The organism is Paenibacillus sp. lzh-N1, from assembly GCF_002872435.1.
GTDB classification, from domain to species: domain Bacteria; phylum Bacillota; class Bacilli; order Paenibacillales; family Paenibacillaceae; genus Paenibacillus; species Paenibacillus polymyxa_C.
This window is the reverse complement of the sequence record NZ_CP025696.1, coordinates 3,390,518-3,414,682: the sequence shown is the minus strand read 5'-3', so window position 1 is coordinate 3,414,682 and position 24,165 is coordinate 3,390,518. Positions and strand designations below refer to the sequence as shown.

Sequence of the window (24,165 nt, the reverse complement as noted above, 5' to 3'; positions counted from 1 at the left end):
TCTATAACAGGGTTCCAGCTTTTTGTTTACTTGATATTTTTAGAAGGGTCAAAAAAGAAATTTTAAAATACTTTCTTCAAGGATGATGGTTTCACTCCGTATTCCCGGAAAAATTGCTCTGAAAATGCACTCACATTGCTGTATCCTACAGCCATCGCAGCTTCTGTTACATTGCTCTCCTGGCTTCGAAGCAGCTTCATCGCATAATCGAGACGAATTTGGCGCAAATATTCAAATACAGTCGTTCCAAAACATGCTTTGAATCCTTTTTTTAATTTAAAATCGTTTAATCCTACTTTTTTGGATAATGCGATCAGTGAAGGAGGATCAATCATGCTGGATTCAAGGATTTGCCGAGCCATATGCAACTTTCTGACATCTTCTTTAGATAACCCTTCAGGCATGGGGGTTAAATCAAATAATTGAATCATAAGTCGATTTAAAATCTCTAGTGCTGCTGCTTCCATTAATAAAGGCGATCTATGCACACTTTTCAAGTCTTTGATCAAATGTTCAATCATCACTATACTTCTGTGATCCAGTTCAAAACCAAAGTGATGGAATGCAGCCCCCTTCAGAATTTGATTAAATTCAATAGCTACCTGTCGACGAGCCGCCAACTGTGAAGCCGCATAATTAAACAACGAAACAGGAATGCCAAGTGCAAATGATTGGTATTGTTCGTTAACCGGAGGATGGAAGCGTGCTTTGAAATCCTGTAAAAAAATAAGAGCCCCCCGCCCCGACGGGAGTGTATAGTCCAGACCAGCTATATTCACATGACGTTGCCCCGAAAGCGCAAATTGAAGTTCAATCATTTGTCCTCTGGAAGCAAAGTTCGTCGGGTAAGGCTCGTGATATTGAATGTGCGAATACACAATCTCGATTCCGCTGTAAGTTGTAACTCGGTAAATATGTCCGTTACCCGCTTCTGGTAACATCATATAGGTATGCTCGTTTTGTTTTCTAAATGGAGTTTTTTCTAAATAATGCTGATATATTAATGATAACGAATTTGAATTCACAAGCATCCACCTCAAAGGTTTTCATTCATTTTGATGATTCAAATGAGAATCGTTATCATTTATATTAGCTGAATTTGAATGGTTTGACCAGACTTATTGGAGTATGCTGTAGTGATATTCGGGGAATCTATTAATCCCAATCCATATAAAACGTTGCTTTCAATTTCCCCTTTTCACATGCTGGGCAACTCAAATGAACAGGCACATTGTTTTCAATGTGTTCCTGCTCCATAACACTCGCGCATCTAGGACAAGCATAAGAAATTTTATACTGTGATGAGTCCGATATCATCTCAATAAACAGTTCATTGCGGATGACCTGACAGACCGGACATACATATATCGCGTCATAAGCATCATATCTCGTCGAAGGGTTGCCTATGAATTCCCCAATACGTCGTTTAAGGACAGTATCCTGTACAAACGAAGCAATGGATTCCAAACTCATATATGAAAAACCAAACCCTACAAATATGTTCTTAGTATAAGCACAGGTATCACAGTCCAGCTTGTACGCTTCCCCCATGTTTATCACTCCACATCACTCATTCTTTTTATAATGGCTTTGTTAAACTTTGTTGTTGATATTAGATAGCAACGAACAAACGTTCTATAATATAGGCAATATCACTATTCGGAGATGGTTTACCTATGGATTTAAAGGAACTGAAAAAGCTTGCTAATGCCTTAAACGATAGCGAAAAACGAGAACTTGTTTACTTTTTGCAGACTCGAACGACGGGGATTGCTAATCAAATACGGGCAATTGATGAAATTCAAGAGCAGAAGCACAAAGATGGGCTTGTTTGTCCGCATTGTAAAAATCATTCTCTCGAGCGATTTGGAAAGTACGCTGTAAAAACACGCACTGGAGAGGTTAAACGTCAACGTTACCGTTGTAATTCCTGTCGCCAAACGTTCAATGACCTTACAAACACCCCTCTTCAACGCACGAGAGGACCTCATATTTGGGTTCGTTATATTGAATGCATGATTGAGGGGTTTGGTTTCAATACCTAGACAGCAAGGAATATGAGAATACCGCATCGAATAAGAAAAATATGTTGGTCAAATCGTGCTTGTTTACTGTAACCGACACGAATACCAAACTTCGGATTTCTGCTTATTCTTGTTAAGCTAACTGGCAGTTATGTACTAAAAATTTGTTCGAGATGGTGTTCCAAGTGCTCAACATAGTCTTTTATAAGCCACTCTAACGTAACAAGTTTTTCTTCACCAATGTCGCATAAATACAGCAACTTGTCTTCAGGAATGTTTGCAATGACTACAGCCACTTGCTTATTCAACATGACCCAAAGAGCCAAAATATGATCAATACTTAGGTTTTGGTAATTCATGAGTTCCACCCAATGATTCTGGGCGTATTTTAACACTGAGTAAGGTTGAGATTCATATTGAGAACGCACAAATATTTGTAAATTAGTAAGTGCGGAGTCACACAGATGCCCTAGTATTTCCTTTTTTGACCAACTGTTTGGTCGGGTCCGAATAGAAAAATCGAGTTCAGAATAAGTATGGATTCTGGATGGAACATCCGTAATCCTAAAATTAAGATGTTGTAAGATGGCTTCCATGGTATTTCCTCCAATTTGTTTTTATAGATTGTACCAACACTAATATTGTGGGTCAACAATTGGTTATTACGCTAAGGTTTTTTCATGGGTAATTCTTAAACAAACGGGTACGATAGCTTAATGAACCGCCTTTCAACTGAGGCGGTTTTCTTATGGTCAAATATCAACATTAGAATTTAACATAGCCTTTATAATAAAAAGCCCGCCGTAAGAGGCAGGCTAGGCTAATTAGCTCTAAGGCGCGTCGGCTCTTAATTCCCTTTATTAATAAGCCTCTATCTATTTCTTTACGAGACTTGCTGAATGCGTGACTTGGTTTCTCCCGCCACTCTTAGAAGCATACAGTGCCAAATCCGCTTGATGAACTATCGATTGTTCCGTATCCGCTTGCGTAACCGTTGCCACACCGATACTCACAGTAATGCTGTATTCTCCCCAATCCCTTGAGGCCGTCATGGAACGATATCTTTCTGCCGTACGAATGGCTTCCTCTTGATCGTTGCCCGGAAGAATAATGACAAACTCCTCGCCACCATAACGAGCGACAATATCCACGTCCCGTGACAGGGATTGTAGTAATTCAGCCAGATGAGTAAGCACGAGATCGCCCACCGGATGACCGTAAGTGTCGTTAATGCTTTTGAAATGATCAATATCAATGATCAGCAGGGAAAAGGGGGTCCCTGTCTCCTGAAAGGAGGCTAGGCTAGCTAGTAACTGATCTTGAAAATATCTTCGATTTCTAAGACCGGTTAACGGATCGGTTGACGCCATCGTTTCTAGCTGGAGATTGATCCTCACTAATTCCTGCTGCTTGATTTCATATTCTTCGTGCAACCGTTCGAGCTCCTGGTTTGCTTCATTCGTCGCCTGATATAATTCCTGAAGCTTGGTTTTGGTCTGTAGTATATCTTTTTCATGTTCAATTCGCTTACGCATCATTAGCACTACACAATCAATAACAGCTTCTCCGTTTCGTTCCTGGCGAACCCCGTTTAGAAGTACAGGCACATCCTGTCGATCACTTGTCCGAAACGAAAAGTACATCTCATCGACACGCCCGTACAACTGGATATAGGGATAAAAATAAGTATGAAAAAATAGCTTGTTCGTAACAGACATTGTCGTTTCAATCGGCCGTCCAAGCAATTGATCGTGTTCATAAAGAAGCATGTCCAATAAAGTTTGATTTACCGATTGGATGATCCCAGCGTCCGAAATTGAAAAGTATCCACAGGGAGCTTTATCTAATTGAATATCCATTGTATGTCTGCCTTTCATTCGATATTACACACTGGCTAAATATTCTTTAATTAAATCGCTCGTTTCTCCTGGTTGGCTTAAATGAGGATAATGCCCCTTTGCTCTCATCTGCTGAAGTCTGCTATTTCTAAGATGGGTATGCAAATAATCCCCTACCTCAATCGGAGCAATACTATCGTCTGAGCACTGGAGAATAAGCGTAGGAACCGAAGCATGCTGAAGATCGACACGGCAATCTGAAAAAAATGTAACCTCTGCGAATTGCCGTGCAATATGAGGATCTCTTGAGCAAAATGCCTTTTCCAATTCTTCGGTTAAGTCCCCTCGCTCGGGATTCTGCATAGCAATGGGTGCCATGTAACTAGCCCAGCCAATAAAGTTCATTTGCATCATATCCAGTAATTCATCAATATCACTCTTATCGAAGCCTCCATAATAAGAAGGCAGGTCATTCACATAGCGTGGAGAAGGACCGAGCATGACAATGCGTTCAAAATATTGAGGGCTGCGGATGGATGCGAGCATTCCGATCATGCTGCTAACGGAGTGTCCGACGAATATGGTATTTCGTAAGTCTAACGCTTCCATAATATCCAGCACATCTTGGGCATACCCTTGCAAGTCACTGTATTTTTTGGAATCATAGTATTTTATTTGAGAATCTCCGGAACCAACGTAATCAAATAAGACGATTTGGTAGCTGTCGATAAAGCTAGGGACGATATAACGCCACATATCCTGGTCGCATCCAAAGCCGTGAGCAAACACAATCGTCTGGCTACCTGTGCCCAGCACTTTTACATTATTACGTAGGAGAATATCAACGGTCATTGTAAATCACCTCTCTGAGGTAGTATCTGTTCTATGGCTTCTCTTCCCTATTATATCGGAAAAGATTTGATTATGGATAATGGATCTCATTCATAAATCCAGCGTTTAATGATCCCTTTTACCTTGTGCACATGTTGCTGTGATAAGGAACAAATAATAACTAATTCGTTTTTCCCATTCGTATCTAACCAATAGTGTACGTCATCCTCTTCATGATCCGTTTCTTGAATGATTCTGATGGATTTATGACTTAATTTTGATTTAGCCGAAAAAATGGGGTTCATATCCATGACTTTCTGACCATTAGAAAAAGATGTGTTGTAATAAGGAATCACCCAGTTCTCCTTATCCTGATCTTGTACTACATTTAGAAATACACGCACCCAATAATCCTCTAGTTCTGTGTAACTCTGTTCATTCAACCCATTCAAATTCATACATGTATCCACTCCAAGTTATTCATCTATAAACTTAAAAAAGTCTCACCCTGTGATCTACATTTCCATGACGGAATGCACAATTCACAGACCGAGACTTTTTTTCAATCTTTATTTTGCATCAACATCATTCGTGATTTTCTCTATTAAACCTCTCAAACCTTGGTTAGTTTCATTTAATTGATCGATAATATTCATAAACTCCGACACAAGCTTGGCCTGCTCTTGGGAAGATACCGTAATCTGCGTAATCTCTTGTTCCATGTTATAAACGGATTGTCTGACAGCTTGCAAGGATTGCTCGATTCGTCCAGTTGCTTCCTTAGTGCCCGTAGACATCTTGCGGATTTCTGCAGCGACAACTCCAAACCCTGCTCCTGCCTCACCCACCCGAGCAGCTTCAATGGCTGCATTTAATCCAAGCAAGTTTGTCTGCTCTGAAATTTCCTTGATGTAGCCTGCCACCTCAGTCACATTACCAGAATCCTCAACCGCCTTTTTCGTATTGCTTAAAATGTCCTCGGCCGTCGCACTAAGCTCCTCCGAATGGGCCGCCACATGCTGAATCCCTTCAACTAGCTTGCTTGTAACATCCTCTGCTTGACTCATCAACTTCTTCAGTTGATCTTGATTATCCGTACTATAGGTGATGCACATTACTGCCTCGATCTCATTCTGTTCATTCTTTATCGGATGAAAGTAAGAATCAGCAGCAAACCCAAAAACTTCGGCATCATAACGCACTCTGGTCTTTTCTCCGCCTACTAGCATTTTGAAGTTCTTGTGTACATCAGGAAGAGGGTCGCCTGCCTTGAAGTCATAGACTAAACTTTTACCCGACTGAAAGAATAGAAATTTTTCCCTATCCAATACGGAAATTAAAACATCTTGTCGTGCAGCTTCTCTGATATACGGCATGGCAGTCAATACAGCTTCTACTTGATTCATAATATGTATCCACTTCCTTATATTTTGTTATCCATCCTACCCTCTATTTCGACATTTTCATCCCATGTGTTTAGTGAATTAACATACTATTGGCTAGGTTGAGTCCCTAATCTGTATACATTTACCGTAGTTTCCTGAAGGGGAGTCGTTTTTAAATCCAAACAGCGCATACCTATGGAATAGGCACGCGCTGACTGTACAACTTTTTGAAGACACACACTAAGCATTAATCCAGCTGTTCTCCATTGGTTTCGATCACGCTCTTATACCAATAGAAGCTCTTCTTTCTGGATCTGGCAAGTGTTCCTTTACCTTCATTATCCTTATCGACGTATATGAATCCATAGCGTTTTTTCATTTCACCGGTTCCCGCACTTACCAGATCAATACATCCCCAAGGCGTATAACCTATTAAATCTACTCCATCAGCAATGGCTTCTTTCATTTGCTCAATGTGTTGCTTCAGATAATCAATTCGATATTCATCCTGAATGGAGCCATCTTCTTCCACGGTATCCACAGCACCCAGACCATTCTCCACAACCATTAACGGAATTTCATATCGGTTATAAATGTTATTGAGGGACCATCTCAATCCCTGTGGATCGATTTGCCAGTCCCAGGCGCTTGCTTTTAAGTAGGGGTTCTTTAATCCCATGGATAAATTTCCACCCACCTTCTCCTGATTGGGGTCTGCACTGACACAAGTAGATGAATAATAACTGAAGGTATAAAAATCTACGCAACCTTCTTTTAAGACGTCCTCATCATTGTCCTGCATCGTAATTTGGATATTATGTTCTTTAAAATATCGTTTAGCATATCCCGGATAAGCACCTCTTACTTGAACATCTGAGCATAGGAAATTACTCAAATTATCCTTTTGTTGAGCCAGCAAAACATCATCAGGGTTACAGGTAAGTGGATATGAACACATATAAGCAATCATACAGCCAATTTTAAAATCCTTATTGATCTCATGTCCTAGCTTTACCGCCTTTGCGCTGGCTACAAATTGATGATGCAAAGCTTGATACAGTACCTGCTCATCCTTCACTGTAGCATGGGCAAGCTCTCCATTTCCCTCTGGCATCATCGCTCCGGCCATGAACGCCCCGAAAGACAAGGTTAAGATATTGATTTCATTAAAGGTGAGCCAGTATTTTACGACATCTTTGTATCTGTTAAAAAGCACTTCACAATATCTTACATAAAAATCGACGACTCTGCGGTCTGACCAGCCATTATATTTTTGGGCTAAATGGAACGGTGCTTCATAATGTGAGATTGTAACCAAAGGCTCAATGTTGTACTTTTTCAATTCTGCGAACACACGATCATAGAACTGCAAGCCTTGCTCATTCGGCTCTGTATCATCTCCGTTAGGAAATATTCTGGACCAAGCAATCGACATTCTAAAGACCTTGAAACCCATTTCAGCAAATAATCGGATATCCTCTTTATAATGATGGTAGAAATCAATCGCCTCGTGACTTGGATAGTTCATGCCCTCTTCCAACACAGGCGTAATTCTTCGGGAAACAGTATGCGTCCCGGCTGTTATGACATCAGCAGTGCTTAGTCCCTTACCATCCACATTATACCCACCCTCAAATTGGTTAGCAGCCGTGGCCCCTCCCCATAAAAATCCTTGCGGAAACTTCTTGGTTATATTATTGTTCATTGTTCATTCCTCCTAAAATATTGGTAGCTTAGACCATGACCGTCAATAAATCCTCTTTATAACCAATCGTCTTTTTCTCCGTTTCAATGACATCCAAGTAACTTGTAGTGTTGGCAACGATCACAGGGGTAGTCAGAACGTAACCTGCCTCTTTGATCGCCTCCATATCAAACTCCATGAGCAATTGCCCTTTTTTGACGGCTTCCCCTTGTTTTACTTTGGGATAAAAATGTTTACCTTTTAATTTGACCGTATCCTTGCCTACATGGATGAGGATCTCCACGCCTTGATCACTGGTAATTCCGATGGCATGACCTGACGAAAATAAGGATGTTAATACACCATCTACAGGTGAAACAACCTTGCCTTCGGAAGGCTCAATGGCAATCCCTTTACCCAAAGCACCTGTGGAAAAGGCTTCATCAGTTACCTCAGATAAAGGCTTTACGTCACCCATTAACGGACTGATCACCGTCTCCTGCCTTACTAATACTTCCCCTCCTTTTGCTGCCCCTGTTGTACTCGCTTCTTTTTTCGTTTCTTTCACCTCATCATCTCTGAATCCGCCAAAGAACATAAGCAAGAAGCCTAATACGAAACTTACCAGGATACCGATAACAGCCCCATAAAATCCGCTGTCTATTCCTGATGGACTGATATAGCTCGGAATCGCGAAAATGCCCAAGCCGCCAATGATATAGCCTTTCGTTCCCATCATGCCTATAATACCGCCACCTACCGCAGACGCTATACAGCTTAAAATGAACGGTTTCTTACGTGGTAATGTAATCCCGTAAATCGCTGGTTCTGTTACACCAAAGATCCCGGAGATGACAGCTGGAATGGAAAGGGATCTCAGCTTTACATTTTTGGTTTTGAACAAAATCGCCAGCACAACACCTGTTTGAGCAAAGGAAGCTCCCAGCGTCGCAGCAAGGATCGGATCGAATTTGAGCACCGCCAAGTTGTTCATAGCGATAGGAACAAGACCCCAGTGTAACCCAAAAATAACAAATACCTGCCAGAAAGCGCCCATGATGATGCCTTCAATAATTGGGCTTAAGTTATACACAAAGAGCGTTGCTGCGCCAAGCAGTTGACCTGCCCAAGTCGAGAGCGGTCCAATCACAATCAGTGCTAATGGAACAATAACTAACAAGGTGAAAAACGGTACCAAGAATGTTCTCACTACGCTAGGGATGACCTTTTTAAAGAAATTTTCTATTTTTGAGCCTACATAGGTGGATATGATAATCGGAAGAACAGTTGATGCATAGCTCATCAGAATGACCGGAATACCTAAGAAGGTGATGTATACTGGTGACTCAAATATAGTGCCGCTAAATAGAGTGTATAGCGGTTTACCCGAGGCTGTTATCGTGCTAAAGGTTGGATAAACAAGTGACGCCCCGATCGCCATACCTATAAAAATGTTGGCATTGAACTTTTTGGCCGACGTATACCCCAGGAAAATAGGGAAGAAGTAGAACAAGCAATCTCCTAAAGCATTGAGAATTTGATAGGTACCTGATGTTGCGGTCAACCAGCCCAAGGCTACAAACAATGCTGTAAAGCCCTTAATCATACCCGTGGCACTCAAGACACCCAGCGTGGGTGTAAATACACCTGAAATGGTATCAATAAACCTATTGAACAAACTCACTTTTTCACCTGAGGCTTCTTCTGAATCACCTGCCTGGAAACCACCTATCATGGCAACATCCGCATAAACCTCGGGCACATGATTACCGATCACCACTTGGTATTGCCCGCCGCTTTTTACCACAGTGACAACACCATCCATGTTTTTCAGAACCTCTGTATTGGCCTTATTTTCATCTTTTAGCTTGAAGCGCAAGCGTGTAATACAATGAGTTAGACTATTTACATTTTCTTTGCCGCCGACATTTCTGATGATGTCTTGTGCTAATGTCTCATACTTCATTGTAACTGCCCCTTTATTTGTATTTATAAAAAAAGGCAAAACCAAAATAGATCAAATTCGATCTAGGTTGGTTTCGCCTGCATTACCAGTAACAATCCAAGGAGTTATTCAATTGGTCATTGAGTTACGCGCTGAATATGAATCGTTATATACAGTTTTTCTTCATCTGATAATACCGTGTCCAAGTATTTCTCAATCTTCAGCATACAGCTGTAAGCTTTTTTGTACTTTGCTTTCACTTGCCTTAATAGAAAATCATCTTCCAGTGCTAATTTTTCTTTTTGAATTAACCGCTGAAAGAAAAACCTTAAATGTGTAATAAATCGTTCATAGCTGGTCGAGTGTTCGTCTAGCGTAATATTGTAAGAGTACTTAATAATATTTAAGATATCCTGTATTTTTTGAGTTTGCTGAGCGACATCAGTTACTTTATGGTTGGAGCCGTTTACTTGAGCATTGATTAAATGAAGAGCTATATTCCCCGCTTCATCTTCAGACAATCGTTTACCTGTTTCGTCTTCAATAAACTCCAGTGCTTTTAAGCCAACTCCAAATTCTTTAGGATAAAATTTTTTAATTTCCCAGATGAGCGGGTTCGCATTTTTAAACCCTTCATCGAACATTTTAAATGCATTGTTCATGTGATCTGTAAGCGAAACATATACATAGTCACTCAGTTGTGCTTCCAATATGCTTTTTCCATATTCAATGATGTCATAGCATAACGAAACATATTCTGTAGGGACATCCTCTAACAATAATTTAAATTTTTCTGAAGCATCTTTTTGTTTAAGCACAAACACCTTTTCAATTAAATGCTCTTCTACTTGTTCTCCTGCATTCTTTTTGAATGCAATTCCACGACCCATAACAACAAATTCATGCCTTTTTGAATCTTTGGCTATTATGGCGTTATTATTAAATATCTTTGTTATGATCATTCTGGCTGCCCCCTGATCCCGTAATAATTTAAAAAAGGATTTAGATGCTGGGCGATATTTCAGATAGGTCACAAGACGGTAATAGCCGATCAACTTTCATTGCAAACCAAACTGTAAAGTGCAGTAAAGATCTACAGCTCCATTGTATTGAAAGCGTATTCATAAAGAGAGATAAGCCCTACATCATCACTCACCTTTCTGCGTTATTGCAAATCTGTATACAAAAAGAAAAGGCAAAACCCAACACATGGAAATCCAGTTCCATGTCCCGGGTTTTGCCTTTTCAGTAACAATCCCAAGATCATAATAACATCAAATTTAAGTTTTGCCAACAAAAATGTTTGCGCTTTCTTTTTGGGGGCAGCACCTTGAATACGGCCCATTGCCATGATAAAAATGTCAGCCCCCAATATAGGACATGTTAATTTTTTTTCGGTTGTTTGCAGTCTCTTCAGTACGTTCATCGGAATACCGATCTAAACGTTGTTCCCATACTGAAGTAATCGCATCGAGTAGTTCCTCATTATTCGCCCCGTTACGAAGCATCTGACGCAAATCGAATCCGTCTGAAGCAAATAAACACGTATAAAACTTGCCATCAGAAGATAAACGGGCACGCGTGCAGGATGAACAAAATGAATCAGAAACCGAAGTAATAAAGCCAACTTGCGCGTCGCTGTCTTTATAACGGTAACGTTTTGCCACTTCTCCAAAGTAATTTTGATCTATCGGCTCCAGCTCGTACGCATTCTTAAGACGCTCAATAATTTCTTCTTTTGTTACTACCTTTTTGAAGCTCCACCCGGTATCGTTACCTACATCCATAAACTCAATAAAACGAAGGGTTATTCCCTGCTCCTTAAAATAAGCGGCCATTGGTAAAATTTCAGAATCATTAACACCTTTTTGAACCACCATATTGACTTTGATCTCAAATCCGATTTCTCTTGCACAATCAATCTGCTTCAAAATAAAAGCAGGCTTAATGCCCCGTCCATTCATCCGCCCAAATAGCTCGGGGTTCAGAGCGTCTACACTGACATTCAGTCGTCGCAGCCCCGCATCATAGAGGCGCTGAGCCTGTTGCCCTAGTAGCAAGCCATTTGTGGTCAACCCCATATCCTCCACTCCGGTGATAGACAAAATTCGAGAGACAAGGTCGGGAAGATTCGGCCGCATTAATGGCTCACCGCCTGTGAGCCGGATTTTTTTGACCCCAAGGCCTAAAAAGAGTTCCGTAAGGCGATGGATCTCTTCAAACGATAGGCATTCGCTTTTGGGAAGAAAGGCAAAATCGTCGCCGAAAATTTCTTTTGGCATACAGTAGGAACAGCGGAAATTGCAGCGATCCGTAACAGATATACGTAAATCGCGGATCGGACGCCGCAATAGGTCTTTCAGTGAATGTGAACTCATGTGACCACCTTCTTTTTTTCATTAGCTGTATTTGACGTTGCAGAAATGGACACATGACGAGCATTTTCACTAGCCACCGCTAACAGGCGGAATAAAAGCTGCAATATCTCCATCCTGCAGTACATCTGTAAGCAACGCGTACTCTTCGTTTACTGCAATTCGTGTAGACTTGATCGGCATATCCGGATATTTATCTGTAATCCAACTGCATAATTCTCCTACAGTTTGTCCTGCCAAATCTGCCATTTCTTCAGATTTACCCGTCACCTCACGGAGTCCTGCAAAATAGTACAGCTTAATCATGACTGATTTCCTCCGGTTTTTTCTTTTGTTGTCCGATCCATTGCGTTCCGTCTTCCCAAATCTCTCGTTTCCAGATTGGAACGATTTCCTTGATTCGCTCGATTGCGTATTCATTCGCCTGATATGCATCCGAGCGGTGTGGTGAGGAGACGGCGATGACAACGGCAATATCACCGATCTGAAGTTCACCAATCCGATGTGCAATTGCTACTCTTGTCCCTTCCCATTTCTGTTCAATTTCGCGGCCAATCTCTGCAAGCTTTTTCTCGGCCATAGGCACATAAGCTTCGTATGCAAGGTATAACGTCCGTACGCCTTGGGTCCACTCTCTTACATGCCCTGTAAATAGGGTCACTGCTCCTGCTTCCGGTCTTAAGACATAATCCGCATAGGCCTGTGGGAGAATGGGCTCCGTCACGATTTCAAATACACTCATTTTTTCCACCTTCCAGCCACCTAACAAGCTACTCTGCTATGAAAACTCTATACATTATTTACATTTATCAGATCTATATCTCTTGTTCAACCAAACAACTGATGGTATAGCTTTTGACCTCTGGCAACACTTCCGATCCCGTGAATGAGGAGTCTTCCGTTTTTAAATAAAATCATTCGATGCTTAAAGGCATAAAATTCAACGAAATAAGGGGTCCTTTTTACATGTTCCGCCATAAGCCTGCCCATCTTCTCTGCATCGTCCAGCGTGATCGGACGATGAGGGTCTGGAAGAACCTGCACCACATCCCGCCCGCACAGCGCCGCATATGCCGAGCGATGGGTTGCTGTCAGTGCAGGAAACTCAGGCTGTTCTCCACAGGTTGGACAATCCTGATTCCGGATGCGGGAAATCCCTATGTCCATTTGCGTATTTTCCCATAGATCGAATAGATGAACCTTGCTGCGCATCTTATCACGTTTGCCGCTCAGCCACTTCATGGCTTCTGCACATTGGAGGGCGGCCGTCACTTGGACAGCAGGCGATATGATTCCAGCCGTATCACAGGTCTGATTGATCGCTGGCAGCGAAGGCAGAAGGCAGCGAAAACATGCCGACTTGCCCGGCACGAATGGAAAAACAACGCCTGTGCTTCCAACACAGGCGCCGTAAATCCATGGAATTTCAGCCTTTAGTGCAGCATCGTTTATAAGTAACCGAGTTTCAAAATTGTCCGTTGCATCCATCAGCAATGTGCTTTTACCAGCAAGCTCTTGAGCAAGCCCGGCATCCAGGCTGTCGAGATAGGTATACAAGCGTACGTCTTCTCGTATCGCCTTCAGCCTTTTTTCAGCAGCCATAACCTTGGGGAGCATTTGTACAGCATCCTGCTCCGTGAATAACTGCTGGCGTTGCAGATTCGACGTCTCCACATAATCACGGTCAACCAGGTGAATCTCTCCGACGCCCGCCCTTACTAATGTTTCAGCAATGGCAGAACCTAGTGCCCCGCAGCCGATAATGGTGACAACAGCTTCAGACAGATTACGTTGTCCTTCACTGCCGATAGGTCTAAATAAGATCTGTCTTGAATAACGTTCCTTCATCACAATGTCCCCCTAACGTTGAAGAGCGATCGTTAACTTTGTGCTTATTCCTGTGGCTCTCGCTAGAAACGTTAAAGGTGCCTTTATAATTTCTTCACTCTTAATGCTTTACTGCTGAAGTTCCTTTTGTTTCTCAAAGTGGTTCTGCTCGGCAGCTACAGGGAAACGTGCTTGATAATATAGCCATATGACGAGAATCAGGCTAGCCAGTGCCACTTGGGAGAGCAGCATGAACCCAATGGAATATTGGCCAGTAGCGGCATGAATCGTCGATAGCAAGATCGGAGGGAAAAAGCCCCCCAGGCCACCCATCATGGATACAATTCCGTTCACTATACCTGCCTGTTTATTAAAATAAAATGGAACTAGCTTGAAAATGACACCGTTCCCGATTCCTGCACTCACAGCGATAGCCAAGCACCCTACGGTATACAGTGTGATGTCTGGTGAAAAAGCCAGAAGAATCGCAGCAACCGTATACACAGCAAACGTACCTACCAGCAGGAACAAGGGCTGAAAACGATCCGCCAGCCAGCCACCGATAGGGCGGAAGAATGTGGCAATCGCGATAAAGCCTGCTGTACGCATCCCTGCATCCACTTTATCCAGTTCAAAGTTCGATACGAGAAAATTCGGTAGATACACCGTAAAAGCTACAAATGAGCCAAACGTAATAAAATAAAAGAGCGAGAAAAACCAAAGCTTTTCATTTTTGTAAACCCCTTTGATTTGCTCCATAATGGGGGTTTTGACTTTAGTTTCATGACGGTCCCCAAAGAAGAAATTCAAAACGATAAAAACAAGCAACAGGATCAGATACAGCTTAACTGTAAGTGCCCATCCTACCTGCGTCGCTACAATCGGAGCGGAGAAGGTCGTTACCGCTGTCCCCAAGTTGCCCACACCATACATCCCGTTGACAAAGCCATGTCTTTCCTTCGGATAATACTTTGGCAACGAAGTCACCCCAACCGAGAACACCGCTCCCCCAATTCCAAGGAACAAGCCACCGATAATTAAATCCGTCATCGTAGAAGCTTCACTGATATAGTAGACCGGAAACAAAAGCAAAACAAAGCTAACGAGGAAAACGATTCTCGCCCCGAAAATATTGGCATAATAACCAAGCGGAATGCGCAGAATCGATCCAAGCACGACCGGAATCGCCGTAACCATGGCCAGTTTTCCGGGTGGAATCACGATATCCTCCGTAATGAACGGCATGAGGGAAGAAATGATGACCCACACCATGAATCCAAGAATCAAGTTCAATGTTTGTAGTGGCAACTGCATTTTTCTAATCATTTAACTCACCTTTTCAACTTTATTCTGTCGAATGTTTGATTTGTATTTTTCTGTTCCCATTGTAGCCGCTAGCCCTTCCTTTCGAATATAGGGGACTCCCCTTTCCCAGTCAGGGGAGTCCCTGAAAATAAAAAAAGCCGCTTCTCGTAAGAAGCTGCTTGATTCATTCTAGATATATTATTGGACTAAAAATGATCTTCTTCATAAACTAAAAATCCAGCATTTTTTTCTTTAAGGCATATTGGACCAGCTCAGGCCGGCTTTTTAAGTTCAACTTCTCCATAATTTTAGCTTTGTTCGCTTCCACGGTCTTGACAGAGATGAACAGCTTTTCGGCAACTTCCTTGTTACCGTATCCCTTTGCGACCAGAGGGAGAATCTCCAGCTCACGCTTGGACAGGATCTCATAAGGATCTTCGGTTTGTGAGGTTGTGTCTTTTTTGATGAACTCACGCACGAGAGAAGTAGCCATTTTAGGATGGATATACGTCCCACCCCCATGAATGGTGCGTATGGCAAGCAATAGCTCCTCATCGGGTGCATTTTTCAAAACATACCCTGAAGCACCGTTCTTCAAAATATGAAATAAATATTCTTCGTCATCATGCATGGTTAAAATCAGAATTTTAGTATCGGGGTGGTCCTCTTTAATTTTGCCTGTAGCGATCAATCCACTTTCGCCTGGAGGCATACTAAGGTCCATAATGAGAATATCCGGCTTATGTTTAGCTACCATAGTATACGCTTCAATACCGTCCGCAGCCGTTCCTACAACCTCCATATCCGATTGGAAGTTGAGAATCATGGAAAATCCACTTCGTACAATGGCATGGTCATCCGCTAATACAATTTTGATCAAGTTTCTATTCCTCCTCATGTCCAATCGGAATTTGTAAAAAGACTTTGGTTCCTTGACCAACATTAGAAAGGACGCCAAAACTTCCGCCTACCAGCTCTGCTCGCTCCTGCATACCATACAGACCAAGTCCCGTTCCAATAGGTTTGCCCCCTTTATCAAAGCCAATCCCATCATCCTCTACAGTTAAACGAAGCGAATGTTCATGCTCAGACAAAGAAACTTTAATGGTATCGACCTGGGCATACTTCAACGCATTGAGCACAGCCTCCTGGCAGACGCGGTAAATGACTGTTTCTTTTTCGCTTCCATACCGCTTTTGGGGAAGATCTGATGCGAACTCAACCACTAGACCAAAGCTTTGCTCGACCCGCTTAAAGTGGGAACGGAATGCCGCTTCAAGTCCAAAATCATCAAGGGTGGCAGGCCGGAGTTCCACAGACAGGTTACGGATATCATCCAGCAAGCGTGTCATGGATGCTTCCGTCTGCTTCATGTTTTTAATGAGCTGATCATCATTCGTCATGTATTTTAACACTCGTAGTTCAACAACCGCGCTCATCAATTCCTGGGCGACACTGTCGTGCAGCTCTCTGGAAAGCCGTTTACGCTCGTTTTCCTGTGCTTCAATGACATGCTTCATCATTTTGTTTTGATACAATTTTTCCTGCGTCTGAAATTGCGGGGTCAAGTCTCTCAGCATCAGCACCCGGATTCCATTTGTAGAATCAACGGTGTGAAAAGAAGCGGCATAGGGAACCATACCATTGCTTTTTGTTTCCAAATAGACTTGAAAAGAAGCAAATTTGTCGGATTCAGGCACATTGAAATAACAGTCAAGGCAGGTGCGGGGCTCTGTGTCGCTTGTGTAGCCCCTGCATGTTCCGCATAAAGCTCTGTCCTGTCCTTCATAGAGTTGAATGAGAACGTCATCGTCTACAATCTCCTCAGCCGCCGGGTTCATGGCTAGGGTTTTCCCTTCCCTATCAAAAAAGAAGATAGCTTCTGTGCTGTTCTCAAACATCTTCACCATTAGCGCACTCAAAGAGTCTGTCCCTATAGACAATGTCAATTCAAATCACTTCCTTCCCGTTCAACTCTCCAAATCCCTCATGTGCCAAGGCTTCCAAATCACGCATCATGGCTTCGGTCATCAGTTGTTCTTCTCGAAATCCACCCAATAGTACGCCCGCGACGCGAGCATCGTTCCACAGAGGCACAGCCCCGAGACTCTTGAGCTTTTCGGATTGAACGATCGGATAGTTAAATAGGTTCTCTGCCCCAACATATTGATGAACAGATGGAATAAAGACAGACTTCCCGGTTTTAAACACGACTCCTGCTATGCCCTTTCCAGATTGCAGCACAATCCGCTTAAATCGATCATTTAAATTGCCAGCGGCATTTTTCCATTTAATGACGTATTGATATTCGGCCGGTTCAACCAGAGCAAGTGCCATAAAATCATAACCGAAATGTTCGCGTATTCGCTCAAGCTCCCTTTGATAATCCATCTTATTATTCATCACTCTCTCCTAATAAAACTAGGAAAGAAGGCAGGGCCCGCTTTCCTAGTTCGATTTATGTCTTCTGTACAGGATATAACTTCTGCGCACATAATTCAACGGAACGCTCCACACATGTACAAGCCGGGTAAACGGCCAGAACGCAAAAATCGCAAAACCCATAAGTACATGAAGCTTGAAAGAAATCGGTACATCTCTCATCAGTGTCGGGTCGACACGGAATATGAACAGGCCGCGGAACCAGATTGAGATCGTCTCCCGATAATCGAATTCAGGCTGTACCGCATTCGTTACGAGAGTTGCAAACATCCCCATGCATACAAGCGCCAACAGCAATACATTTACAATCAAATCAGAAGCTGTACTTAAACGGCGCACATTACGAATTGTAAAACGTCGAGAGGTAAGTATCAACATCCCCAGGAACGTCATAGCCCCAAATATTCCACCAATATAGACCGCTCCAATGTGATATAGATGATCGTTTACACCCAGCGCATGCATCCAGGTTTTGGGTATGCCCAGACCAGACACATGACCAAATATAACAGGAATAATCCCCAAGTGGAATAAGAGACTTCCAATCATCAATTGTTTCTTTTCAATAAATTCACTCGATTTTGCCGTCCAATTGAACTGGTCAGTTCTATAGCGGAAGATATGACCTACGATAAAGATGACCACGCACATATAAGGGAAAATGACCCATAAAAACTGCTCCATCATCATAACGCGGCTGCCTCCTGTTCTACGCAAGCTTTAAGCGTTTCGCGCAGTCCCTTGACCAGATGAAAATACGGGCTTTCCATTTTTTCCAGCGCTTTAAGCAAATGATAGGTGCCGTCTTCCAAAATCGCGATGGGCATGCGGAAGTTTTCTGTCGTCTTTGCATCCTGCACCCATTCAGCGGCATATAAAAATTCACACATGAGCGGCAGATAATCAGGCAGCTCTCCATCTGGCATTTCAAGACCATACATTTCATAGAGGACCTTTAACTTGACCAGCATTTGTCCTCTTTCCTTTGCATCTTCGAACTTGAAGTAAGTCATATATAGTGCGCAATTTTTTTGAAAATCAAAAGTTTCCGTATACATTTCCTGGATTTCTTCCATACTAAACTCTTGCATCAAAGACCAGTACATATTAGCATGCGTATACGCAGGATGATCCGGATTAAAGGATGCTTCCAGAAAAGCCGGATGAAAATCCAGCTTTTCTGGGTACATGAGCTGTTGGGCGAAAAACCCGAATGAAGGCTTGAATTCATACAGTTTCGCTACATTAATCACGCCAAATACCCCCGTAGAAGTTTTCTTCATACATTTGCTTGCCTGTTTTCGAAGGCTCTTCCATTCCTGTGGAGCTTCCCAGGCTACAACCGCTACAGCCAGCTCCTTGAGTTCCACAACTATCCATAGTCCCTAAAGTATCACCGTAACCGGCAGCTCCTTGGGCGCGATATGGATTGGCATAACCCTCTTTATGCGATGTCGGAATGACGAAACGGTCCTCGTATTTGGCAATGGCCAGAAGCCGGTACATTTGCTCTGCCTGACGTGCTGTCATGCCAGTGCGTTCCAGACGGCTTTCATCGAAAGATTGTCCTGTGGACTGGGCACGCATATAGGAGCGCATCATAGCCATCCGCTGCAGCGATTCTTTCACCGTCTGGGTGTCGCCCGCCGTCAACATATTGGCAAGATACTGAATAGGCGTGCGCATTTCTTCGATAGCTGGAAAGATCATATCCGGATTCTCGATGGAGTCTTTCCCTTCAAAGTAATTCATGATCGGACTAAGTGGTGGTACATACCAGACCATCGGCAACGTGCGGTATTCCGGATGAAGCGGGAATGCCAGCTTATATTCAATCGCAAGCTTGTAGACCGGTGAGTTCTGCGCTGCCTCAATCCAGTCTTGCGAGATCCCATCTTTTTTGGCCTGCGCAATCACTGCCGGATCACTTGGGTCCAAGAATAAATCACACTGTGCTTTATACAGATCTTTCTCATCCTCTTTAGAAGCAGCCTCTTGCACCTTATCCGCGTCATACAATAGAACGCCAAGGTAACGAATTCGTCCAGTACATGTCTCGGAGCAGACGGTTGGCAACCCGGCTTCCACGCGCGGGAAGCAGAAGGTACATTTTTCTGCTTTGTTCGTCTGCCAGTTGAAGTACACTTTCTTGTATGGACAACCCGTCATGCAATATCGCCAGCCGCGACATGCTTCCTGATCCACGAGCACGATGCCATCCTCGTCCCGTTTGTACATAGCACCCGAAGGGCAGGACGCGACACAGCTCGGATTCAGACAGTGCTCGCAAAGCCGAGGGAGATACAACATGAACGACTTTTCGAAATTGAATTTAATCTCTTCTTCGATTTTCTGAATATTGGGATCAAGAGGTCCTGTCACATGGGTGCCTGCCAAATCGTCTTCCCAGTTTGGTCCCCAATTCAGATCCATTTTTTCGCCTGTTACAGCAGATTGTGCACGTGCTACCGGAGAATGCTTCTGCTCTTTAGCGTTGGTCAAATGTTCATAATTGTAAGTCCACGGCTCATAATAATCTTTCATTTCAGGCATATCGGGGTTGTAGAAAATTTTACCTAGCGCTATCTTGGACAGCTTGTTCCCTGACTTCAGTTCAAGCTTCCCTTTGCGAAGCTGCCAGCCGCCCTTATACTGCTCCTGGTCTTCCCAGCGTTTTGGATACCCAATACCAGGTTTGGTTTCCACGTTGTTGAACCACATATATTCCGCACCTTTGCGGTTTGTCCAAGTTGTTTTACACGTCACGCTGCACGTATGGCAGCCAATACATTTATCCAGGTTCATGACCATGGCAATTTGAGCTTTAATCTTCAAGCCAGTTAACCTCCTTCATTTTACGTACCGCTACGTACACATCGCGCTGGTTGCCGATCGGACCGTAATAGTTGAATCCGTAGCTAAGCTGAGCGTATCCACCAACCATCTGGGTCGGTTTGAGATGAATTCTTGTTGGCGCATTATGACTGCCCCCGCGTGTATCCGTGATTTCGGAGCCTGGCACTTGAATGTGCTTATCTTGAGCATGGTACATAAACATCGTTCCTCTTGGCATCCGGTGGCTGACAACTGCCCGGGCGGTTACGACACCGTTACGGTTGTACACCTCCAGCCAGTCATTGTCGGCAATAGCATGAGTTGCTGCATCTTCGTTATTGATCCATACCGTAGGACCTCCGCGGAATAGCGTAAGCATATGCTGATTATCCTGGTAGGTGGAGTGAATATTCCATTTCCCGTGTGGAGTCAGATAACGAAGCACAAGTGAATCCTGGCCGCCCTTGATTTCCCGATCACGCGTGCCGAATACCATCGATGGCAAAGTCGGTTTATAGATAGGCAGCGACTCCCCAAACTGCTGGAAGATTTCATGATCGATATAGAAATGCTGTCTTCCTGTCAAAGTCCGGAACGGAACGAGACGCTCAATATTTGTGGTAAATGGCGAGTAGCGACGTCCCTGTTTGTTGGAGCCACTGAATACCGGTGTCGGTATAACTTCACGCGGCTGCGCTGTAATGCTTTGGAACGTGATTTTCTCGGCTGCGCGGTCGGCTGAGATGTCCATCAGCTTCACCCCGTGATCCTTTTCCGCCTCTTCGTAGGCTTTTTGGGAGACACGACCATTGGTTGCCGACGACAGATGGAGAATCGTATCGGCCACTTGGCGAGCTGTCTGGATTTTCGGCAGTCCATCTTTGATGGACTCATCGTAATAGACCCCGTTCAGCTTCTTCAATTCCTCATATTCCTCCGCTACCGAGAAGCTAACGCCGTGCGCGCCCGTTTTTCCTGTAGCCAAATTGGGACCGAGCGAGACATACTTATCGTAGATTTTCGTGTAATCGCGTTCTACGATGCTGAAATTAGGCATAGTTTTACCCGGTACAACAGCGACCTCGCCCTTCGTCCAATCCTTGACAAGACCCATCGGCTGCGAAATTTCGCCTATAGAATCATGTCCAAGCGGTGCAGTTACAAGGTCTTTATATATTCCCGGCAGATGCACTTTGGCCATGTTCGAGAAGGTTTCAGACAGCTGACGGTAAATATCCCAGTCTGAGCGGGATTCCCAAAGCGGATTTACCGCCGGATTAAATGGATGTACGAACGGGTGCATGTCTGTTGAGGACAAATCCGTTTTCTCATACCAGGTTGCCGCCGGAAGTACGACATCCGCGTACAATGGCGTTGTGGTCATCCGGAAATCAAGTGCGACCATCAAATCAAGCTTTCCTTCTACATCTTCCCGCCAAACGATCTCCTCTGGCTTCTGATCTTCGTTCGGTCGGGCAAGCAGCGCGTCGGAGGCTCCGAGCAAATGCTTCATGAAATATTCCTGTCCCTTGGCCGAGCTGGAAATGAGGTTGGACCGCCAAATAAAGAGTGAACGCGGGAAGTTCTCTGCTGCCCCTGGATCTTCAATAGCGAAACGGGTCTTACGCGATTTAATCTCTTCCACAGTGTGGTTAATGATTTCCTCGTTTGACTTCTTGCCTAATTGCGCTGCTTCTTCAGCGAATAGCAGGCTGTTTTTATTAAACTGCGGGTAAGAAGGCATCCAACCCAACCGGGCAGCAAGCACATTGTAGTCCGCCGGATGCTGGTAACTGACATCTCCCGCAGTCGGCGATTTCAATGTGTCGGTGCCACTTTCTTCATAGCGCCACTGTTCTGTTGCAAAATAGAAAAATGAAGTAGCATTTTGCAATCGAGCCGGTCCCTGCCAGTCTTTTGCAAAGGCAATCGTTGACCAGCCTTCAATAGGACGGCACTTCTCTTGACCTACATAATGCGCCCAGCCTCCGCCGTTGACACCTTGAGAAGCAGTCAGCACGACCAGGTTCAAGATGGAGCGATAAATGGTGTCACTGTTGAACCAGTGATTGATACCCGCCCCCATAATGATCATAGAACGTCCTTGGGTGTCGATTGCGTTTTGAGCAAATTCGCGAGCAACTTGCACTACAACCGATGCCTTGACTCCCGTGATCTTTTCCTGCCAGGCAGGAGTATAATGACAAGCTGCATCGTAATAATCCTTTGCATTATGAGGGCTATCATTGCGAGCGACACCATACTGGCTCATCATCAAATCATATACGGTGGCTACGAAACGCTCTGAACCATCAGCCAGACGTACTTTTTTCGCTGGAATGACACGTTTGAACGTTCCGTTACCTGTGTTATCAAAATAAGGGAATACGATTTCTTCCCATTGCTCGTCATGACCTACCACCGTGAGCGCAGGTTCAACCTTTGTTCCGTCTTCCCGCTCCAAGATCAGATTCCATTTCTTATCTTGCTCCCAGCGCTGTCCCATTGTACCGTTCGGAACCATCATTTCGCCTGCTACTTCATCGAATATGACCGGTTTCCAATCTGCATGTTGTGAAGCATCCCCCAGATCGCTGGCCCGCAGAAAACGTCCGCCTTTCCAGGCTCCTTCGTGGGGATCAAGCAGAATCATGAATGGCATATCTGTATATTGCTTGGCATAGTTAATGAACATAGGTTCCTGGCGTTCTTGATAGAACTCATCCAGAATGACATGCGTCATCGCCTGTGCCACAGCGGCGTCTGTACCTGGATTGGGCGCAAGCCAGTTGTCAGCGAACTTCACATTTTCCGCCAGATCGGGTGCTACCGACACAACCTTCGTTCCTTTATAGCGTACTTCCGTCATAAAGTGGGCATCCGGCGTCCGGGTAAGCGGCACATTCGATCCCCACATGATCAGGTAACCTGCGTTGTACCAATCTGAGGATTCAGGTACGTCCGTTTGCTCACCCCAAATTTGAGGAGAAGCAGGCGGAAGATCGGCATACCAATCGTAAAAGCTCAACATCTCCCCACCAAGCAATGAAATGAACCGTGCTCCCGAGGCGTAGCTTATCATTGACATCGCCGGAATGGGTGTGAAGCCTGCAATCCGGTCAGGACCGTACTTACGGATTGTGTAAATTAATTGAGCCGAAATCAGGTGCAGAACATCATCCCAAGCCACACGAACATGCCCGCCTTTGCCGCGAGCCGATTTGTAGAGCTTGGCTTTCTCCGGATCTTCCACAATGCTGGCCCATGCGTCTACCGGATTGCTATGCTCCTTGAGGGCAGCTTGCCAGAGTCGCAATAACTTACCGCGCATATATGGATATTTCACACGTAACGGGCTGTATTCATACCAAGAAAATGAAGCCCCACGCGGGCATCCACGCGGCTCAAATTCCGGCATGTCTGGACCGCAGGAGGGGTAATCGATTTGCTGATTTTCCCAGGTGATGATGCCATTCTTAACAAAAACCTTCCAGCTACAGGAGCCGGTACAGTTAACACCATGCGTCGTACGAATCACTTTGTCATGAGACCAACGCTGGCGATACACGTTTTCCCATTCTCTATTTTTTTCTTCAAGGATTGACCAATTTCCAGAATAGCTCTCGATTGGCTTGAAGAAGTTGAGACTGTATTTTTTTTTCATCGGTGATCAA

General features: G+C 44.0%; 23 protein-coding genes and 1 pseudogene. 1 reads left to right on the top strand and 23 read right to left on the bottom strand.

Features of this window, described 5'->3' with window-relative positions; all coding sequences use genetic code 11:
- Positions 1 to 62: 62 nt before the first annotated feature.
- Both C0638_RS15530 and C0638_RS15525 read right to left on the bottom strand, forming a co-directional pair.
- On the bottom strand, positions 63 to 1,025 hold the full coding sequence (locus C0638_RS15530; protein WP_058830006.1) for a helix-turn-helix domain-containing protein: 963 nt from the start codon (positions 1,023 to 1,025) through the stop codon (positions 63 to 65).
- 130 nt (positions 1,026 to 1,155) lie between these two features.
- Positions 1,156 to 1,551: a hypothetical protein gene (locus tag C0638_RS15525; protein ID WP_102163606.1), complete on the bottom strand. Its 396-nt coding sequence runs from the start codon at positions 1,549 to 1,551 to the stop codon at positions 1,156 to 1,158.
- 125 nt (positions 1,552 to 1,676) lie between these two features.
- Here C0638_RS15525 and C0638_RS15520 point away from each other — a divergent pair.
- Positions 1,677 to 2,030: pseudogene (locus C0638_RS15520) on the top strand (transposase); the annotation flags it as partial.
- Positions 2,031 to 2,173: 143 nt separating this feature from the next.
- Here C0638_RS15520 and C0638_RS15515 read toward each other — a convergent pair.
- The 21 genes from C0638_RS15515 to C0638_RS15415 form a co-directional block, all read right to left on the bottom strand.
- Positions 2,174 to 2,620, bottom strand: a complete 447-nt coding sequence (locus C0638_RS15515; protein WP_025679232.1) for a DinB family protein — start codon at positions 2,618 to 2,620, stop codon at positions 2,174 to 2,176.
- 279 nt (positions 2,621 to 2,899) lie between these two features.
- Positions 2,900 to 3,883 carry a sensor domain-containing diguanylate cyclase gene (locus C0638_RS15510; RefSeq protein ID WP_102163605.1) on the bottom strand — a complete coding sequence of 328 codons (984 nt, stop codon included), beginning with the start codon at positions 3,881 to 3,883 and terminating at the stop codon, positions 2,900 to 2,902.
- Between the two features lie 24 nt (positions 3,884 to 3,907).
- Complete coding sequence (locus C0638_RS15505; protein WP_102163603.1) at positions 3,908 to 4,714, bottom strand: alpha/beta fold hydrolase; 807 nt, start codon at positions 4,712 to 4,714, stop codon at positions 3,908 to 3,910.
- Positions 4,715 to 4,800: 86 nt separating this feature from the next.
- Complete coding sequence (locus C0638_RS15500; RefSeq protein WP_102163602.1) at positions 4,801 to 5,151, bottom strand: hypothetical protein; 351 nt, start codon at positions 5,149 to 5,151, stop codon at positions 4,801 to 4,803.
- 111 nt (positions 5,152 to 5,262) lie between these two features.
- Positions 5,263 to 6,099 carry a methyl-accepting chemotaxis protein gene (locus C0638_RS15495; protein WP_013372369.1) on the bottom strand — a complete coding sequence of 279 codons (837 nt, stop codon included), beginning with the start codon at positions 6,097 to 6,099 and terminating at the stop codon, positions 5,263 to 5,265.
- Between the two features lie 226 nt (positions 6,100 to 6,325).
- Entirely contained in the window at positions 6,326 to 7,783 is a 1,458-nt protein-coding gene (locus tag C0638_RS15490) for a glycoside hydrolase family 1 protein (protein ID WP_102163600.1), read from the bottom strand.
- 28 nt (positions 7,784 to 7,811) lie between these two features.
- Positions 7,812 to 9,728 (bottom strand): beta-glucoside-specific PTS transporter subunit IIABC, encoded by a 1,917-nt coding sequence (locus tag C0638_RS15485; protein ID WP_102163598.1) that lies wholly within the window; start codon positions 9,726 to 9,728, stop codon positions 7,812 to 7,814.
- Between the two features lie 116 nt (positions 9,729 to 9,844).
- Complete coding sequence (gene licT / locus C0638_RS15480) at positions 9,845 to 10,669, bottom strand: BglG family transcription antiterminator LicT (protein ID WP_025679241.1); 825 nt, start codon at positions 10,667 to 10,669, stop codon at positions 9,845 to 9,847.
- Positions 10,670 to 10,872: 203 nt separating this feature from the next.
- Positions 10,873 to 11,058, bottom strand: a complete 186-nt coding sequence (locus C0638_RS15475) for a hypothetical protein (RefSeq protein WP_102163596.1) — start codon at positions 11,056 to 11,058, stop codon at positions 10,873 to 10,875.
- 10 nt (positions 11,059 to 11,068) lie between these two features.
- Positions 11,069 to 12,085, bottom strand: a complete 1,017-nt coding sequence (gene moaA, locus C0638_RS15470) for a GTP 3',8-cyclase MoaA (RefSeq protein ID WP_102163594.1) — start codon at positions 12,083 to 12,085, stop codon at positions 11,069 to 11,071.
- Between the two features lie 69 nt (positions 12,086 to 12,154).
- Positions 12,155 to 12,388, bottom strand: a complete 234-nt coding sequence (locus tag C0638_RS15465) for a MoaD/ThiS family protein (RefSeq protein WP_025679245.1) — start codon at positions 12,386 to 12,388, stop codon at positions 12,155 to 12,157.
- The gene (locus C0638_RS15460) at positions 12,381 to 12,824 is read right to left on the bottom strand and encodes a molybdenum cofactor biosynthesis protein MoaE (RefSeq protein ID WP_058830144.1); all 444 of its coding nucleotides are present in this window, start codon (positions 12,822 to 12,824) and stop codon (positions 12,381 to 12,383) included. The genes C0638_RS15465 and C0638_RS15460 overlap by 8 nt, the downstream gene beginning before the upstream one ends.
- Before the next feature lie 86 nt (positions 12,825 to 12,910).
- Entirely contained in the window at positions 12,911 to 13,930 is a 1,020-nt protein-coding gene (locus tag C0638_RS15455; protein WP_013372376.1) for a ThiF family adenylyltransferase, read from the bottom strand.
- 108 nt (positions 13,931 to 14,038) lie between these two features.
- Positions 14,039 to 15,235 carry a nitrate/nitrite transporter gene (locus tag C0638_RS15450; RefSeq protein ID WP_013372377.1) on the bottom strand — a complete coding sequence of 399 codons (1,197 nt, stop codon included), beginning with the start codon at positions 15,233 to 15,235 and terminating at the stop codon, positions 14,039 to 14,041.
- Between the two features lie 208 nt (positions 15,236 to 15,443).
- On the bottom strand, positions 15,444 to 16,091 hold the full coding sequence (locus C0638_RS15445) for a response regulator transcription factor (protein ID WP_040103856.1): 648 nt from the start codon (positions 16,089 to 16,091) through the stop codon (positions 15,444 to 15,446).
- Positions 16,092 to 16,098: 7 nt separating this feature from the next.
- Positions 16,099 to 17,163 carry a PAS domain-containing sensor histidine kinase gene (locus C0638_RS15440; RefSeq protein ID WP_102163592.1) on the bottom strand — a complete coding sequence of 355 codons (1,065 nt, stop codon included), beginning with the start codon at positions 17,161 to 17,163 and terminating at the stop codon, positions 16,099 to 16,101.
- A gap of 1 nt (position 17,164) precedes the next feature.
- Entirely contained in the window at positions 17,165 to 17,617 is a 453-nt protein-coding gene (locus tag C0638_RS15435; RefSeq protein WP_013372380.1) for a GAF domain-containing protein, read from the bottom strand.
- A 45-nt stretch (positions 17,618 to 17,662) separates the two neighbouring features.
- Entirely contained in the window at positions 17,663 to 18,346 is a 684-nt protein-coding gene (gene narI / locus C0638_RS15430) for a respiratory nitrate reductase subunit gamma (RefSeq protein ID WP_013372381.1), read from the bottom strand.
- Positions 18,343 to 18,909, bottom strand: coding sequence for a nitrate reductase molybdenum cofactor assembly chaperone (narJ, locus tag C0638_RS15425; protein WP_013372382.1), 567 nt, complete (start codon positions 18,907 to 18,909; stop codon positions 18,343 to 18,345). Before narJ ends, narI begins: the two co-directional genes overlap by 4 nt.
- Entirely contained in the window at positions 18,902 to 20,491 is a 1,590-nt protein-coding gene (narH, locus tag C0638_RS15420; protein ID WP_016324613.1) for a nitrate reductase subunit beta, read from the bottom strand. Before narH ends, narJ begins: the two co-directional genes overlap by 8 nt.
- Complete coding sequence (locus C0638_RS15415) at positions 20,481 to 24,155, bottom strand: nitrate reductase subunit alpha (RefSeq protein ID WP_102163590.1); 3,675 nt, start codon at positions 24,153 to 24,155, stop codon at positions 20,481 to 20,483. Before C0638_RS15415 ends, narH begins: the two co-directional genes overlap by 11 nt.
- Positions 24,156 to 24,165 lie beyond the last annotated feature (10 nt).

What these genes read in the sequence shown, in the direction of transcription:
- C0638_RS15525 (WP_102163606.1), bottom strand. Translation starts at nt 1,551, where the DNA reads ATGGGGGAAGCGTACAAGCTGGACTGTGATACCTGTGCTTATACTAAG.
- C0638_RS15515 (WP_025679232.1), bottom strand. Translation starts at nt 2,620, where the DNA reads ATGGAAGCCATCTTACAACATCTTAATTTTAGGATTACGGATGTTCCA.
- C0638_RS15510 (WP_102163605.1), bottom strand. Translation starts at nt 3,883, where the DNA reads ATGGATATTCAATTAGATAAAGCTCCCTGTGGATACTTTTCAATTTCG.
- C0638_RS15505 (WP_102163603.1), bottom strand. Translation starts at nt 4,714, where the DNA reads ATGACCGTTGATATTCTCCTACGTAATAATGTAAAAGTGCTGGGCACA.
- C0638_RS15500 (WP_102163602.1), bottom strand. Translation starts at nt 5,151, where the DNA reads ATGAATTTGAATGGGTTGAATGAACAGAGTTACACAGAACTAGAGGAT.
- C0638_RS15495 (WP_013372369.1), bottom strand. Translation starts at nt 6,099, where the DNA reads ATGAATCAAGTAGAAGCTGTATTGACTGCCATGCCGTATATCAGAGAA.
- C0638_RS15490 (WP_102163600.1), bottom strand. Translation starts at nt 7,783, where the DNA reads ATGAACAATAATATAACCAAGAAGTTTCCGCAAGGATTTTTATGGGGA.
- C0638_RS15485 (WP_102163598.1), bottom strand. Translation starts at nt 9,728, where the DNA reads ATGAAGTATGAGACATTAGCACAAGACATCATCAGAAATGTCGGCGGC.
- licT (WP_025679241.1), bottom strand. Translation starts at nt 10,669, where the DNA reads ATGATCATAACAAAGATATTTAATAATAACGCCATAATAGCCAAAGAT.
- C0638_RS15475 (WP_102163596.1), bottom strand. Translation starts at nt 11,058, where the DNA reads ATGGCAATGGGCCGTATTCAAGGTGCTGCCCCCAAAAAGAAAGCGCAA.
- moaA (WP_102163594.1), bottom strand. Translation starts at nt 12,085, where the DNA reads ATGAGTTCACATTCACTGAAAGACCTATTGCGGCGTCCGATCCGCGAT.
- C0638_RS15465 (WP_025679245.1), bottom strand. Translation starts at nt 12,388, where the DNA reads ATGATTAAGCTGTACTATTTTGCAGGACTCCGTGAGGTGACGGGTAAA.
- C0638_RS15460 (WP_058830144.1), bottom strand. Translation starts at nt 12,824, where the DNA reads ATGAGTGTATTTGAAATCGTGACGGAGCCCATTCTCCCACAGGCCTAT.
- C0638_RS15455 (WP_013372376.1), bottom strand. Translation starts at nt 13,930, where the DNA reads ATGAAGGAACGTTATTCAAGACAGATCTTATTTAGACCTATCGGCAGT.
- C0638_RS15450 (WP_013372377.1), bottom strand. Translation starts at nt 15,235, where the DNA reads ATGATTAGAAAAATGCAGTTGCCACTACAAACATTGAACTTGATTCTT.
- C0638_RS15435 (WP_013372380.1), bottom strand. Translation starts at nt 17,617, where the DNA reads ATGAATAATAAGATGGATTATCAAAGGGAGCTTGAGCGAATACGCGAA.
- narI (WP_013372381.1), bottom strand. Translation starts at nt 18,346, where the DNA reads ATGATGATGGAGCAGTTTTTATGGGTCATTTTCCCTTATATGTGCGTG.
- C0638_RS15415 (WP_102163590.1), bottom strand. Translation starts at nt 24,155, where the DNA reads ATGAAAAAAAAATACAGTCTCAACTTCTTCAAGCCAATCGAGAGCTAT.